This is a genomic window from Mesorhizobium sp. PL10, from assembly GCF_053714315.1.
Window position 1 is genome coordinate 14,643 of the sequence record NZ_JBSKBR010000010.1, and the last position, 13,728, is coordinate 28,370.

Consider the following 13,728-nt stretch of genomic DNA (forward strand, 5'->3'; position numbering starts at 1 on the left):
GCGGCCGGTCAATGACCGACTGCGCGACACAGTGCGTCTATATCGCGAGGCAGCAGGCGTCTGAACGTCGCCTCAACAATCTTCCGCTTGCGATCAAACCGGCTTCGGCCTAAGTCACCGGCGACCCCCGGAGACATTTATGGCTGGCACATCCCAACACGGCAAAGCGCTCATCCGCCCGAAGAAGAAGGCCCACCTTCTGATCATCGAGGCACGTTTCCATGACGATCTTGCCGACGCGCTTCTCGACGGCGCGACGAATGCACTCGACGAAGCCGGCGCGACCTATGACGTCGTCACCGTTCCTGGTTCGCTGGAAATTCCAGCCGTGATCACTTTCGCACTCGACGGCATGGGCGAAGGCGGCAAGGACTATGATGGGTTTGTCGCGCTTGGCACCATCATCCGTGGTGACACCTATCACTTCGATATCGTCGCCAATGAATCGAGCCGGGCGCTGATGGATCTGTCGGTGCAGGAGGCGATTGCGATCGGCAACGGCATCCTGACGACCGAGAATGACGCGCAGGCCTGGACGCGCGCCAAGCGCTCGGAAGGCGACAAGGGCGGCTTTGCCGCGCGCGCAGCACTCACCATGATCGCGCTCAAAGAGCAACTGGGAGCGCAATCGTGAGCGAACCCGCTTCACCCGGTCCGCGCCACGCCAACAAGCGTGGCGCTGCCCGTCTGGCCGCCGTGCAGGCGCTTTACCAGATGGACTTGGCCGGCAGCGGCGTCTTCGAGATCACCGCTGAATACGAAGCCTTCCGGCTCGGCAAGGAAGTCGACGGCGCGCTTTACCGCGAGGCCGACGCGCAATGGTTTCGCGCCATCCTGACTGGCGTCGTGGAGAACCAGAAGACCATCGATCCGATCATCCGCCAGGCGCTGACCGAGGACTGGCCGCTGTCGCGGCTGGATTCGACGCTGCGCGCCATCCTGCGCGCCGGCGTCTATGAACTGATGAAGCGCGACGACGTGCCGGTGGCCGTCATCGTTTCGGAATATGTCGATATTGCCAAGGCCTTCTATGAGGAAGACGAGCCCAAGCTGACCAACGCCGTGCTCGATCGCGTGTCGCGGCGGGTGCGCGGCGAGGGGCGCGGCAAGGACGCGTCGTGACCGCTGCAGCAGCAGCAAGAGAGGGTCGCCGCACGGCGATCATCCTGGCCGCGTCGCAGGCGATCATTGGGTCTGCCGCGCCGATCGCCATTTCCATGGGCGGGCTGGCCGGGCAATATTTGCTTGGCCCTGACAAGTCGCTGGCGACGGCGCCGATCACCGGCTTCAACGTCGGCGTGGCGCTTGGCGCGCTGCCAGCCGCCGCCATCATCCGCTGGCTTGGCCAGCGCGGCGGCTTCATGACCGGGACTATCGTCACCGCGCTTGGCGGCGTCATATCGACGCTGGCGCTGTTCCAGGCGAGCTTCTGGCTGTTTGCTTTCGCCCTTTTGGTGATCGGCGTCGGCGGCGCCTTCGTTCAGCAGTTCCGCTTCGCCGCCGCCGACAATGCGCCGCCGGAATTCAAGGCGCGCGCCATTTCCTTCGTGCTGGCCGGCGGAATCATCACCGCCATTCTCGGGCCGCAGATCGTCATCTTCACCCGCGAATTGCTGGCGCCGGTGATGTTTGCCGGCTCGTTTGCAGCCATTCCGGTCCTGGCCGCGGTCGGCGCCATCATCCTGTCGTTCCTGCGCATCTCGGCCAAGGCCGCGGGCCACGCGGAAATCGCTTCGAGCGAAGCGCGGCCGCTGTCAGAAATCGTCACCCGGCCGCGCTTCGTCGCGGCACTGTTTTGCGCCGTCGGCAGCTATGCGCTGATGAGCTTCGTCATGACCGGCGCGCCGCTGGCCATGGTCGGCTGCGGCCTGTCGACGGACGACGCCACGCTTGGCATTTCCTGGCATGTGATGGCGATGTTTGCCCCAAGCTTCTTCACCGGATCGCTGATCCATCGCTTCGGCGCCGAACGCATCGTCGCCACGGGCCTTGCGCTGCTGATCGGCTGCGCCGTGGTGGCGTTGTCGGGCCTGCATCTGTGGCAGTTCTGGACGGCGCTGATCCTGCTTGGTCTCGGCTGGAATTTCGCCTTCATCGGCGCCACTTCCATGGTCGCCGACAGCTACCTTCCGTCCGAAAAGAGCAAGGTGCAGGGCTTCCACGACTTCGTCCTGTTCGGCTCCGTCGCGTTCGCCTCGCTGATGTCGGGTGCAATCTACAATACCTGGGGCTGGGAGATGCTGAACTGGCTGGTCTTCCCGGTCGTCGCGCTGTGCTTCGTCGCGCTTGGCGCGCTCAAGATGACGGGTATGCGCAAAGCCCACGCCTGATGCGACTCTATTTTTGACGCAATTCCGGACGGAAAACCGCCCGACACTTTTCCTGGAATTGCTCTACCTGACACGGCCTGTCAGCATGTCGCCGGCCGGAATCGCGGCGACCGCACAACATTATTGCGTCTGTGCCACTTGTTATGAAACCGTGTGCCCCGACGGGGCGTTGAAGCCATGCTCATATGCGGCCGCCGCATTCCGGTTCAAAGCGAGAGGTTTTCATAATGTTTTCAGTCAAGGTTCTGGCCAGCGCGGCATTGGCGCTTGGCATGTCAGCGGCTTTCGCCAATGCCCAGGTCGTCGTCTCCTCGAAGATCGACACCGAGGGTGGCGTGCTCGGCAACATCATCCAGCTTGTGCTGAACGCCAACAACATCAAGACCACCGATCGCATCCAGCTCGGCGGTACGCCCGTGGTGCGCAAGGCGATCACCGCCGGCGAGATCGACATCTATCCCGAATACACCGGCAACGCCGCCTTCTTCTTCGAGAAGGCCGACGATCCGATCTGGAAGGATGCCGCCAAGGCCTATGAGACCGCCAAGAAGCTCGACTACGACGCCAACAAGATTGTCTGGCTGTCGCCGTCTCCGGCCAACAACACATGGGCGATCGCGCTGCGCAAGGAGGTTGCCGAGACCAACAAGCTGGCGACGCTCTCCGACTTCGGCAAATACGTCGCCGGCGGCGGCACGGTGGTGCTCGCGGCTTCGGCCGAGTTCGTCAATTCGGCGGCGGCCCTGCCGGCCTTCCAGACCACTTACGGCTTCACGTTGAAGCCGGACCAGCTGATCACGCTTTCGGGTGGCGACACCGCGGCGACCATCGGCGCGGCCGCCAACCAGACCAACGGCGCCAACGCCGCCATGGTCTACGGCACCGATGGCGGCATAGCGCCGTCCGGCCTGGTCGTGCTCGATGACGACAAGGGCGTGCAGCCGGTCTATCAGCCGGCGCCGATCATCCGCGAGGCGGTGCTGAAGGAGCATCCCGAAATCGAGACGCTGTTGAAGCCGGTCTTCGCCAAGCTCGACCTCGTCACCCTGCAGGAGCTCAACGGCCGCGTCCAGGTCGGCGGCGAGCCGGTCAAGGGCGTCGCCGAGGACTTCCTGAAGAAGAACGGGTTTTTGAAGTAAGGCGATTCCGGCGCGGCGCTCGCGTGGCGCGCCGGATCGACTGACGGGGCAGCGCGTGAATATCCGTTTCGACAAGCTCGGCGTCGTCATCGCGGCGATCGTTGCCTATGCGGCGTTCTTCGCCTCGTTCGCCACCTTCCGCGCCAACCGCATCGTGCCCGGCGAGGCGCGTTCGATCCTCGAGGCGTTGCCCGCTATTGTCGGGCCGTTGCTGCTGGCGATCGCCGTCGTGGCCGCAATCATTGCCTTGCTGAAGACCCCGCTGGTCCTGCGCCTTGCCGCAAGCGTGGTGGCGCTCGCTGCCCTTGCCATTTTGATCGGTGTTGCCGGTACCTTCCTCACGCCGGCGGGCAACACCTTCGCGCGCATCTCGCCGGCTTCCGGCTTCTGGCTGCTGATCTTCGCCTTCACGCTGCTGCTCGCCGATGTGCTGACCAGGCTCAACCTGTCACCACTGGCCCGTGTCGGCGTGCTTGTCATCGCAGCATTGGCCATTGGCGTCCTGTTGGTCTCGGGGCAGTGGGACAGCCTTTCGATCCTCAAGGAATATGCCAACCGCGCCGACAGTTTCTGGGCCGAAGGCTCCAAGCACATCACGCTGGCGCTGGGTTCGCTGGCGGCGGCGGTGATCGTAGGCCTGCCGCTCGGAATCCTTTGCCATCGCGTCGAGCGGTTGCGGGCCGGCGTGCTCAACGTGCTCAACATTGTCCAGACCATTCCCTCGATCGCACTGTTCGGCCTGCTCATCGCGCCGCTCGGCTGGGTGGCCGCGCATGTTCCGGGTGCTGCATCGCTCGGTATCAGGGGCATCGGCACCGCCCCGGCTTTCGTCGCTCTGTTCCTCTATTCGCTGCTGCCGGTTGTTGCCAACACGGTGGTTGGCCTTGCCGGCGTGCCGCGCGCGGCCAACGATGCCGCGCGCGGCATGGGCATGACCGACCGCCAGCGCCTGTTCGGCGTCGAGTTTCCGCTGGCCTTCCCGGTGATCCTCACCGGCATTCGCATCGTCCTGGTGCAGAACATCGGCCTGGCCACCATCGCTGCCCTGATCGGCGGCGGCGGCTTTGGCGTGTTCGTGTTCCAGGGCGTCGGGCAGACGGCGATGGACCTGGTGCTGCTTGGCGCCGTGCCGACGGTGGCGCTGGCCTTCGCCGCGGCCATCATCCTCGACGCCATCATCGAAATGACCGCCTCTAAATCAGAGAGATAGAGCATGATGTCGTCCGAAATCTGCTTCACACTTTTCGGCATCATGATCTGAGCGCAGGGTTGAAACGGTATGATCGAGATCGAAGGCATTACCAAGCGCTACGACCAGACGACCGTGGTCGACGATGTATCGATGGTCATCGAGCCGCGCACGGTCTGCGTCATCGTCGGCACCTCCGGCTCCGGCAAGACGACGCTTCTGCGGATGATCAACCGGCTGGTCGAGCCGACCGCTGGTGTGATCAAGCTCGACGGCAAAGACAACCGCTCGCTGCCCGGCTATGAGCTGCGCCGCAGCATCGGCTACGCGATCCAGGGCCATGGCCTGTTCCCGCATCGCACGGTGGCGCAGAACATCGCCACCGTGCCGGTGCTGCTCGGCTGGGACAAGGACCGCATCAAGGCTCGTGTCGATGAGCTGATGATACTCTACCAGCTCGACCCTCAGGCTTATGGCCCGCGCTATCCGCACGAGCTGTCCGGCGGCCAGCAGCAGCGCGTCGGCGTCGCCCGCGCGCTCGCCGCTGAACCCAACGTGCTTCTCATGGACGAGCCGTTCGGCGCGCTCGATCCGATCATCCGCACCAAGGCCCAGGAAGATTTGCTGGCGATCCAGAAACGCTTCGGCACCACCATCATCCTCGTCACCCACGACATGGAAGAGGCGGTTCATATGGGCGACAAGATCGCCGTCATGAATGCCGGAAAGCTGGTGCAATATGCCAAGCCGGAAGAGATCCTGGCGCGGCCGGCAAGCGCCTTCGTCGAAACCCTGGTCGGTGCCAGCGAAAAGCCGTTCCGGCTTTTGTCGCTCGGCCGCGTGCGCGACGCCGTGGAGAAGGGGACAGCGGACGGCGAGGCCATCCCCGGCGATGCCAGCCAACGTGACGCTCTAGCGGAACTCCTGTGGTCGGGCCGGCCGGCGTTGCCCGTCAAAGGCGAAGACGGCAAGCAGCTCGGCCGCGTCACCGTCGATGGCCTGGTCAAGCGTGCGGCGAGGCCGGCATGAAAGCCTGGCTGCCTTCGCTGCTCAGGCTTGCCCTGGTGGTGGTGCTTGTTGCCTTCGTCACCAACCCCAGCTGGTTCGAGCCCCTGTTGAAGCCGTTGACGGAAAACAACGCGCCGGCGATCTACAATCAGGGCAGCGTGCTGACGCTGACACTGCTGCATCTGAGGACCGTGCTGATCGCCACATTGGCCGCCACCATCGTCGCGGTCGCGCTTGCCATCCTCGTCACCCGGCCGGCCGGGGCCGAGTTCCTGCAGCTGTCGCGCAGCCTGGTCAATATCGGCCAAACCTTCCCGCCAGTGGCGGTACTCGCGCTGGCGGTGCCCGCCTTCGGTTTCGGCGAGAAGCCGACGCTGATTGCGCTGTTCCTCTACGGCCTGCTGCCGATCTTCGAGAACGCGCTGACCGGTCTGACGACGCTGCCGGGCAATGTCATGGAGGCCGCGCGCGGCGCCGGCATGACCGGATGGCAGAGGCTGATCAAGGTCGAATTGCCGCTCAGCGCACCGATCATCCTGGGCGGCATCAGGCTGTCGGTGGTGATCAGCCTGGCCACCGCCACAATCGGCTCGACGGTTGCCGCCAAGACACTGGGCGAAGTGATCATCGCCGGCCTGCTGTCCAACAATCTTGCCTTCGTCCTGCAAGGCGGCCTGATCGTCGCCGCCCTTGCGGTGCTGATCTATGACGGGCTGTCGGCGATCGAACGCTACACCGCGCGCCGCATGGGGCAGGAGACCGGCCGCTGATCTTCGGCCGGACCGCGCGCCACGACTGACTGACGTAGCGTCATTTCAATCGATCTAATAGGACGGCGGCGGTTACGGGACTGTCCTGGTCTAACCCCTTTCGGCTGAAAGCCGGGCAAAAACCGAACAATATCTTGACGTTCCAACCCCTGTTTCGCATACACGCCAGCGAAGGAGCGGATTCCGCCTGCCGGCATCTGTTTCCCGTCTCAACGGCCCAGGGAGGGGTTCTTTTGGGCCATCAATCGAGGAAAATTCGGCAATGACCATCATTTCCGCCGTCATCGCCTGCGGTTTGCTTTCTGTCCTCTACGCCATTTGGGCGACACGATCGGTCCTCGCGTCCGATCAGGGCAATCAGCGCATGCAGGAAATCTCCGCCGCCATCCGCGAAGGCGCGCAGGCCTATCTGGCGCGCCAGTACACCACCATCGCCGTTGTCGGCGTGGTCGTGCTGCTGCTCGCCTGGTGGCTGCTTTCCATCACCGCCGCGATCGGCTTCCTGATCGGCGCCGTGCTCTCGGGCGCTGCCGGCTTCATCGGCATGCACGTCTCGGTGCGCGCCAATGTCCGTACCGCGCAGGCAGCGTCCAACAGCCTTGCCGCCGGCCTCGACATCGCCTTCAAGTCGGGCGCCATCACCGGCATGCTGGTGGCGGGCCTGGCTCTGCTCGGCGTCTCGATCTACTACCTGATCCTGACCGGCCCGATGGGCCTGCAGCCCAATGACCGCAGCGTCATCGACTCGCTGGTCTCGCTCGGCTTCGGCGCCTCGCTGATCTCGATCTTCGCCCGTCTCGGCGGCGGCATCTTTACTAAGGGCGCCGACGTCGGCGGCGATCTCGTCGGCAAGGTCGAAGCCGGTATCCCTGAAGACGATCCGCGCAACCCGGCCACCATCGCCGATAATGTCGGCGACAATGTCGGCGACTGCGCCGGCATGGCCGCCGACCTGTTCGAGACCTATGCGGTGACGGTCGTCGCCACCATGGTGCTCGGCGCCATCTTCTTCGGCGGCACCGCGATCCTGGGCGCTGCGATGCTCTATCCGCTGGCCATCTGCGGCGCCTGCATCCTGACATCGATCGTCGGCACCTTCTTCGTCAAGCTCGGTTCCAACGGCTCGATCATGGGCGCGCTCTACAAGGGCCTGATCGTCACCGGCCTGCTGTCGATCGCGGGCCTCGCCGTGGCTACTTCGGTATGCCTCGGCTGGGGTGAAATCGGCATCGTTGCCGGCATGGCCATCACCGGCAAGAACCTGTTCATCTGCGGCCTGATCGGCCTCGTGGTGACCGGTTTGATCGTGGTGATCACCGAATACTACACCGGCACCAGCAAGCGCCCGGTCAACTCGATTGCCCAGGCATCCGTGACCGGTCACGGTACCAACGTCATCCAAGGCCTCGCGGTTTCGCTGGAATCGACCGCACTTCCGGCCATCGTCATCGTCGGCGGCATCATCTCGACCTACCAGCTTGCCGGACTTTATGGCACGGCGATCGCAGTCACCACCATGCTCGGCCTGGCCGGCATGATCGTCGCGCTCGACGCCTTCGGCCCGGTCACCGACAATGCCGGCGGCATTGCCGAAATGGCCGGCCTGCCCAAGGAAGTGCGCCACTCCACCGACGCGCTCGACGCGGTCGGCAACACCACCAAGGCGGTGACCAAGGGCTATGCCATCGGTTCGGCCGGCCTCGGTGCGCTGGTGCTGTTTGCCGCCTACTCGAATGACCTGAAGTTCTTTGCCGCCAACGGCGACAAATATCCCTACTTCCAGGGCATGGGCGACATCTCCTTCGATCTTTCCAACCCCTACGTCGTCGCCGGCCTGATCTTCGGCGGCCTCATCCCGTATCTGTTCGGCGGCATTGCCATGACGGCTGTCGGCCGTGCGGCGGGCGCCATCGTCGAAGAGGTGCGCAAGCAGTTCCGCGAGGATCCGGGCATCATGGCCGGAACCTCCAAGCCGAACTATGCGCGTGCCGTCGATCTGCTGACCAAGGCGGCGATCCGGGAAATGATCATCCCCTCGCTGCTGCCGGTGCTGGCGCCGCTCGTCGTCTATTTCGGCGTGCTGCTGATCTCGGGCTCGAAGGCGTCCGCCTTTGCCGCGCTCGGCGCCTCGCTGCTCGGCGTCATCGTCAACGGCCTGTTCGTCGCCATCTCGATGACTTCAGGCGGCGGCGCCTGGGACAACGCGAAAAAATCGTTCGAAGATGGTTTCGTCGACAAGGACGGCGTCAAGCACCTCAAGGGCTCCGAAGCCCACAAGGCTTCTGTCACCGGCGACACGGTCGGCGATCCCTACAAGGACACCGCCGGTCCGGCGGTCAACCCGGCGATCAAGATCACCAACATCGTCGCGCTGCTGCTGCTGGCCGTGCTCGCGCACGGCTGAGGCAATTCAGCTGCTTCAGAAAAACCCCGCGGGAGCGATCCCGCGGGTTTTTGTTTGCTTCAGTTTTCTTCCGGTCCAGTCTCGCAATCGCCGCGCTTGCTGTAGCGGTCGAGCAATTCACCCGCGTTCGGCTCGCGTTCCGGCATCGGCGCAAGGCCGCGCCCGCGACGCAGCATGGCGACGAAGGCGCCCCGCTTGTGCTTGCGGCGGAAGGAGCGGGCGCGGGGATGGATGCCGAACGCCGCCATCAGCCTGCGCCGCAGATAGCTTGATGCCTTCAGCCTCGCAGGATCGCGCGCGCCGCCCAGGATTTTCACGCGCAAGGCATCCGGCGCCTGCATGGCGTTGAGAAGGTCCTCCTGCTCCTGCGCATTGTCGTCGAGATAGGACCCCTTGCGGATGCCGGAATGCAGCTTGATCACGGTCAGGTGCGGCATCGTCGCGATCACCGCGCCTTTCCACCACGCCCGAAACAGCCAGTCCTGCGAACTTTCGCAAAAACACTGGCTGGCCGGCCGCCAGGGCCCGAGCAGGCCGAAGGAAGCCCGGCGGAACATTTGCGCCGAACCAAACGCTTCCGTGGTAACAGGGTCGTAGAAGCCGTCCTTGCCGAGCCCGAAGATCAAGTCGCCGGCGTCGCTGGGGACCGATGGCGGCCGAATGACCGCGCCGCGCGCCAGCACCACGTCGGCGCCCGTCGCGTCTATCCAGCCGGTCATCGCCGCCAGATGGTCGGGAAACCACAGATCGTCATGGTTGAGCAAAGCGACGAAGCGGCCACGCGCCCTGGCAAAGCCGATATTGTTGGGTCCCGACTGTTCGCCGAAATTGACCGGGAGATCGACATAGGCGATGCGGACATCGCGAAATTCAGCGACGACGGCCGCCGTATCCGGCTTGCAGCCATCGCCGATGACCAGGGCTTCCCAGTCCCGCAGCGTCTGGTGCATGACGCTGGTCAGCGCCTGCCGCAGTGCTGCCGGCCGGTTGTGCGTCGCGATCACGACCGAGACCAGCGGTTCGCGGCCGGTCTGATCGCGCTGCCCGGATGCCTCCACGCTACACCAGCTTGTAGGGGATGTGGTCGGTATCCGGCGGCAGGCGCCAGTGATCGGGCTGATCATAGGCGTAGGCCTTGTCGACGAGATTGAGCACCACTGCCGTTTCCGCTCCAAGCGAAACAATGCCGTGCCATATGCCGGGCGGAATGATGACCACCGCCGGGCGCAGCGGGCCAAGGATCTTGTGCCAGACGGCGCCGAAGGTCGGCGAGGCCTTGCGCCCATCGAAAAGCGAAATGCGAACGCTGCCGACGCAGCAGAACAGCCGGTCGATGGTCTCTGCATGGGCATGCCAGCCTGTCACCGCACCGGGATACAAGGTGCGTTGGAAGACCTGGCCGACCGGTTCGGAATCGAGTTCCCATTCCTCGCGGAAAATCTCGGTCAGATAGCCGGTGGACGTAGCGACCGGCCTGATCTCCTTGACCCTCACGCCATCGATCGCCACCGGCTCGATGGGCATCCAGTCGGGCGTGACCACCTGGCCGTCGGCCGTTCCAGTCGCCATCCAGCCGGTCGGTATTGTCCGGTTTTTGTCCTGCACGGGGTGCTCCCAATTCAGCGTGATGCCCCAATTGGCCAGCATCGTCTGATACGAATTTGACCGGTCGCTGGCAAGTATGCGTCACGCCTTCCGATGCCATGTCGGCATGACGCCGTCGGAAGCACAGCAGAGCGGGCTGTGCAACACGCCTCATTGGAGCCCGGCGGCCGAACCGGCCACGCGCGGCAAACTGCGACGGATGAAGCGGCATGACCTCAAAACAAAAGCCCGCGGGATCGCTCCCGCGGGCTTTTGGTCGCCTGAGATGGTGTTTGCTTCGAACGAAGCAAAGTGAAAAATCTTGAGGAAGCGTGGCCGCTTCTTAGGCGCCGCCGCCGCCGGGAATGCCGGGCGCCAGCTTGCTTGCGCCGTTGATGATCTGGCTGAGGAAATTCTGGTCCTTGCCGCCGGTTGGCGTGGTGCGCGAGATGAAGTCGAAGATCTTGCCGTCCTTCAGGCCATAATTGGCGATCTGGGTGACACGCCCGTCATCGCCGAAATAGACCGCCAGTACTTTCTGGTCGACCAGGTGCGGCTTGTCGAAGGCGACATAGCGCTTGCGCGTCTGCGAGATGTAATAGAAGGCCTCATTGTCGAAAGTTGCCGTCGTCGACGGCGTGCCGAGCGCCAGAAGCACCTGTTCGCGGCTGGAGCCTACCGGGACCGAGTCGACCGCCTGCTGGTCGATGACATAGCCCTGCGTCAACGTCTCGCCCGGGGTAAGGTCGCCGAACATCTTGGACGAATTGCAGCCTGACAGCGCGGAAGCCACCAACACCAGAGAAACCGCCGCGGTAGCCCCGGGCAGCAAAGTCGACTTGAATTTCAGCGCGCGCAACAACAACTCCATTAGCTGACCGCAACTTGCGCTGGGCGGCAAAACCGGTAAACCAGCTTGCTTGCCGATGCAACAAGGCCAATTCAAACAAAGGTCCCCAGGAGACCACCCTCAATGTTCCAGCGCCTTTTTGGCCGCGAACGCAACGCCAACCGCGCTATCACCGAGGCGCTTTACGCACAAATCGTGGCAGCGGCGCGGCAGACAGTGTTTTATTCCGACTGGAATGTGCCGGACACGCCGCTCGGCCGTTTCGAGATGCTGTCGCTGCACATGTTCCTGTTTCAGCACCGGCTGCGAGGCGAAGAGGGCGTCGCGCAAGAGGTCGCGCAGGTCTTGATCGACGAGTTCTTTCTCGATGTCGAGCATTCGCTGCGGGAGCTGGGTGTTGGCGATGTCGGCGTGCCGAAGCGCATGAAGAGGCTGGCGAAAATGTTCTACGGCCGTACCGCCGCCTATGACGACGCGCTGGAACGCCGTGATGGCGATGCGCTTGCTGCAGCCCTGGCACGCAATGTCAGGCCCGACGCCGGCGCCTGGCCGCAGGCCCTGCCGCTGGCGTCCTATGTGATCGATGCCGCAAGGCAGCTTGAAGCACAGCCGTCCGGATCGATCCTCTCCGGCACGGTGGCGTTTCCCGTCGCCAAGGCGCAATGAAGGAAATCAGGAGGAGGCTGAGATGAAACATGCGGACACGCCGAGCCCGGTGTCATTCAAGGCCAATGTCGGTCGCCTGCCGCAAAAAGGCCTCCCGGTCGTGATCGATGCCGACCCGGCGCAGCGCGCCGCCCTTGCCGCAGAGCACGAGCTGCTCTCGGTCGAAAACTACCGCGCCGAATTGCTGGTGGCGCCATGGAAGCGCAACGGCGTCAAGGTCAGTGGCCGCGTCGAGGCCGATATCACCCAGGCGTGTATCGTTACCCTCGAGCCGGTCTCGGCCCATATCGACGAGGAGGTCGAGGCGCTGTTCCTGCCGGAGCAATCCAAGCTCGGACGCCAGGGTTTCGAAGGCGGCGGCGAGATCCTGATCGACGCCGAAGGGCCGGACAGCCCTGAAACATTCTCCGGCGACACGATCGATGTCGGCGCGCTCGCCGAACAGTTCTTCGGGCTGGCGATCGATCCCTATCCACGCAAGTCCGGCGCCTCGCTGGATGCCGCCAGCCCGGACGAGCCGGTCGAGAATGAATTCCAGCAAAAGCTGCGATCCTTGCTTGGAAAATCCTAAAACACGATGCGATCGGAGAAAAGTCGGTTGTGCGGCAGCCCAAAACCGCTATTTTCGCCGAACCTTCGCGAGCCCCCTTATTTCGCGAACCCTCGTGTTTCGCGGGCCACGTGCCCTGACCCAAGCTAGTGAGATAAAGACCGCGTGATCAGGATTTCCATCGATGCCATGGGTGGCGATCACGGGCCAAACGTGGTCATCCCGGCACTCATGACGGTCGCTGTCAGGCGTCCCGACATTCGCTTCATCATCTATGGTCGCGAAGAGATGGTGCGCCCCGAGCTCGCCAAATTCCCCAAACTGGCCGAGGTCAGCGAGTTCCACCATTGCGAGATCGCGGTCAGGATGGACGACAAGCCGAGCCAGGCGCTGCGCCATGGCCGCTGGAAGTCGTCGATGTGGAAGGCGGTCGAAGCGGTCAAATCAGGCACCGCGCAGGCCTGTATTTCGGCTGGCAACACCGGCGCGCTGATGGCGATGTCGAAATTCTGCCTGCGCACCATGGCCACCATCGACCGGCCGGCGATCGCGGCGATCTGGCCGACAATGCGTGGCGAGAGCGTTGTGCTGGACGTCGGCGCCACGATCGGCGCCGATGCGCATCAGCTGATCGATTTTGCCATTCTCGGCACCGGCATGGCGCGTTCGGTGTTCGGCATCGATCGGCCGAAAGTCGGCCTGCTCAATGTCGGCGTCGAGGAGATCAAGGGCCAGGAAGAGGTCAAGGAAGCCGGGCGCATGCTGCGCGAGGCCAATATGGCTTCGATGAACTACCACGGCTTCGTCGAAGGTGACGACATCGGCAAGGGCACGGTCGACGTGGTCGTCACCGAAGGATTTGCCGGCAACATCGCGCTCAAGACGGCGGAAGGCACGGTGCGCCAGATCTCAGGCTATCTGCGCGCCGCGATGAGCCGCACGTTGATGGCCAGGATCGGCTATGTCTTCGCCAAGGGCGCCTTTGACCGCCTGCGCCAAAAGCTCGATCCGGGCCGCTCCAATGGCGGTGTCTTCCTGGGTCTGAACGGCATCGTGGTGAAAAGCCATGGCGGCGCCGATTCGGACGGTTTTGCGGCAGCGATCGAGCTTGGCTATGATATGGTCCGTAACAATCTGATCGACCGCATCGAGGCCGATCTCGATCTGTTCCATGCGCGCAATCCGCATGCCCAGGCAAACAGGAAAGCCGACGCCGTCGTCGACGCAAAGGAATAGGA

At 63.8% G+C, this 13,728-nt stretch carries 14 protein-coding genes; 11 read left to right on the plus strand and 3 right to left on the minus strand.

Features of this window, described 5'->3' with window-relative positions; translation table 11 throughout:
* Positions 1 to 139 precede the first annotated feature (139 nt).
* The 8 genes from ribH (at position 140) to ACWGTO_RS17390 (ending at position 8,840) form a co-directional block, all read left to right on the plus strand.
* A complete protein-coding gene (gene ribH / locus ACWGTO_RS17355) occupies positions 140 to 634 on the plus strand; it encodes a 6,7-dimethyl-8-ribityllumazine synthase (RefSeq protein WP_454576043.1) in 495 nt (164 codons plus the stop codon).
* Entirely contained in the window at positions 631 to 1,122 is a 492-nt protein-coding gene (gene nusB / locus ACWGTO_RS17360) for a transcription antitermination factor NusB (protein ID WP_181060737.1), read from the plus strand. The genes ribH and nusB overlap by 4 nt, the downstream gene beginning before the upstream one ends.
* Positions 1,119 to 2,330, plus strand: a complete 1,212-nt coding sequence (locus ACWGTO_RS17365) for an MFS transporter (RefSeq protein WP_454576044.1) — start codon at positions 1,119 to 1,121, stop codon at positions 2,328 to 2,330. Before nusB ends, ACWGTO_RS17365 begins: the two co-directional genes overlap by 4 nt.
* A gap of 227 nt (positions 2,331 to 2,557) precedes the next feature.
* Positions 2,558 to 3,469: a glycine betaine ABC transporter substrate-binding protein OsmF gene (gene osmF, locus ACWGTO_RS17370; protein ID WP_454576045.1), complete on the plus strand. Its 912-nt coding sequence runs from the start codon at positions 2,558 to 2,560 to the stop codon at positions 3,467 to 3,469.
* 55 nt (positions 3,470 to 3,524) lie between these two features.
* Entirely contained in the window at positions 3,525 to 4,679 is a 1,155-nt protein-coding gene (locus tag ACWGTO_RS17375; protein ID WP_454576046.1) for an ABC transporter permease, read from the plus strand.
* A 69-nt stretch (positions 4,680 to 4,748) separates the two neighbouring features.
* Positions 4,749 to 5,687, plus strand: coding sequence for an ABC transporter ATP-binding protein (locus ACWGTO_RS17380; protein WP_454576047.1), 939 nt, complete (start codon positions 4,749 to 4,751; stop codon positions 5,685 to 5,687).
* Positions 5,684 to 6,436, plus strand: a complete 753-nt coding sequence (locus tag ACWGTO_RS17385) for an ABC transporter permease (protein ID WP_454576048.1) — start codon at positions 5,684 to 5,686, stop codon at positions 6,434 to 6,436. Before ACWGTO_RS17380 ends, ACWGTO_RS17385 begins: the two co-directional genes overlap by 4 nt.
* A gap of 262 nt (positions 6,437 to 6,698) precedes the next feature.
* Positions 6,699 to 8,840 carry a sodium-translocating pyrophosphatase gene (locus tag ACWGTO_RS17390; RefSeq protein WP_454576049.1) on the plus strand — a complete coding sequence of 714 codons (2,142 nt, stop codon included), beginning with the start codon at positions 6,699 to 6,701 and terminating at the stop codon, positions 8,838 to 8,840.
* 59 nt (positions 8,841 to 8,899) lie between these two features.
* On the opposite strand, the gene ACWGTO_RS17395 is transcribed toward ACWGTO_RS17390, so the two are convergent.
* From ACWGTO_RS17395 to ACWGTO_RS17405, 3 genes are all read right to left on the minus strand, one after another.
* Complete coding sequence (locus ACWGTO_RS17395; RefSeq protein ID WP_454576050.1) at positions 8,900 to 9,898, minus strand: glycosyltransferase family 2 protein; 999 nt, start codon at positions 9,896 to 9,898, stop codon at positions 8,900 to 8,902.
* A 1-nt stretch (position 9,899) separates the two neighbouring features.
* Positions 9,900 to 10,445, minus strand: coding sequence for a dTDP-4-dehydrorhamnose 3,5-epimerase family protein (locus tag ACWGTO_RS17400; protein ID WP_454576051.1), 546 nt, complete (start codon positions 10,443 to 10,445; stop codon positions 9,900 to 9,902).
* Between the two features lie 322 nt (positions 10,446 to 10,767).
* Entirely contained in the window at positions 10,768 to 11,283 is a 516-nt protein-coding gene (locus ACWGTO_RS17405; protein ID WP_454576052.1) for an outer membrane protein assembly factor BamE, read from the minus strand.
* A gap of 114 nt (positions 11,284 to 11,397) precedes the next feature.
* Between ACWGTO_RS17405 and ACWGTO_RS17410 the strand changes: the two genes are divergently transcribed.
* The 3 genes from ACWGTO_RS17410 to plsX all read left to right on the plus strand — a co-directional run bounded on the left by ACWGTO_RS17410 (position 11,398) and on the right by plsX (position 13,726).
* Positions 11,398 to 11,940, plus strand: a complete 543-nt coding sequence (locus tag ACWGTO_RS17410; protein WP_454576053.1) for a ubiquinol-cytochrome C chaperone family protein — start codon at positions 11,398 to 11,400, stop codon at positions 11,938 to 11,940.
* A gap of 22 nt (positions 11,941 to 11,962) precedes the next feature.
* Positions 11,963 to 12,511: a YceD family protein gene (locus ACWGTO_RS17415; protein ID WP_454576054.1), complete on the plus strand. Its 549-nt coding sequence runs from the start codon at positions 11,963 to 11,965 to the stop codon at positions 12,509 to 12,511.
* A 144-nt stretch (positions 12,512 to 12,655) separates the two neighbouring features.
* Positions 12,656 to 13,726, plus strand: a complete 1,071-nt coding sequence (plsX, locus tag ACWGTO_RS17420; RefSeq protein WP_454576055.1) for a phosphate acyltransferase PlsX — start codon at positions 12,656 to 12,658, stop codon at positions 13,724 to 13,726.
* Positions 13,727 to 13,728: the final 2 nt, after the last annotated feature.

Coding starts and splice junctions, on each gene's coding strand:
- ribH (WP_454576043.1), top strand. CDS start 140: ATGGCTGGCACATCCCAACACGGCAAAGCGCTCATCCGCCCGAAGAAG.
- osmF (WP_454576045.1), top strand. CDS start 2,558: ATGTTTTCAGTCAAGGTTCTGGCCAGCGCGGCATTGGCGCTTGGCATG.
- ACWGTO_RS17380 (WP_454576047.1), top strand. CDS start 4,749: ATGATCGAGATCGAAGGCATTACCAAGCGCTACGACCAGACGACCGTG.
- ACWGTO_RS17385 (WP_454576048.1), top strand. CDS start 5,684: ATGAAAGCCTGGCTGCCTTCGCTGCTCAGGCTTGCCCTGGTGGTGGTG.
- ACWGTO_RS17390 (WP_454576049.1), top strand. CDS start 6,699: ATGACCATCATTTCCGCCGTCATCGCCTGCGGTTTGCTTTCTGTCCTC.
- ACWGTO_RS17410 (WP_454576053.1), top strand. CDS start 11,398: ATGTTCCAGCGCCTTTTTGGCCGCGAACGCAACGCCAACCGCGCTATC.
- ACWGTO_RS17415 (WP_454576054.1), top strand. CDS start 11,963: ATGAAACATGCGGACACGCCGAGCCCGGTGTCATTCAAGGCCAATGTC.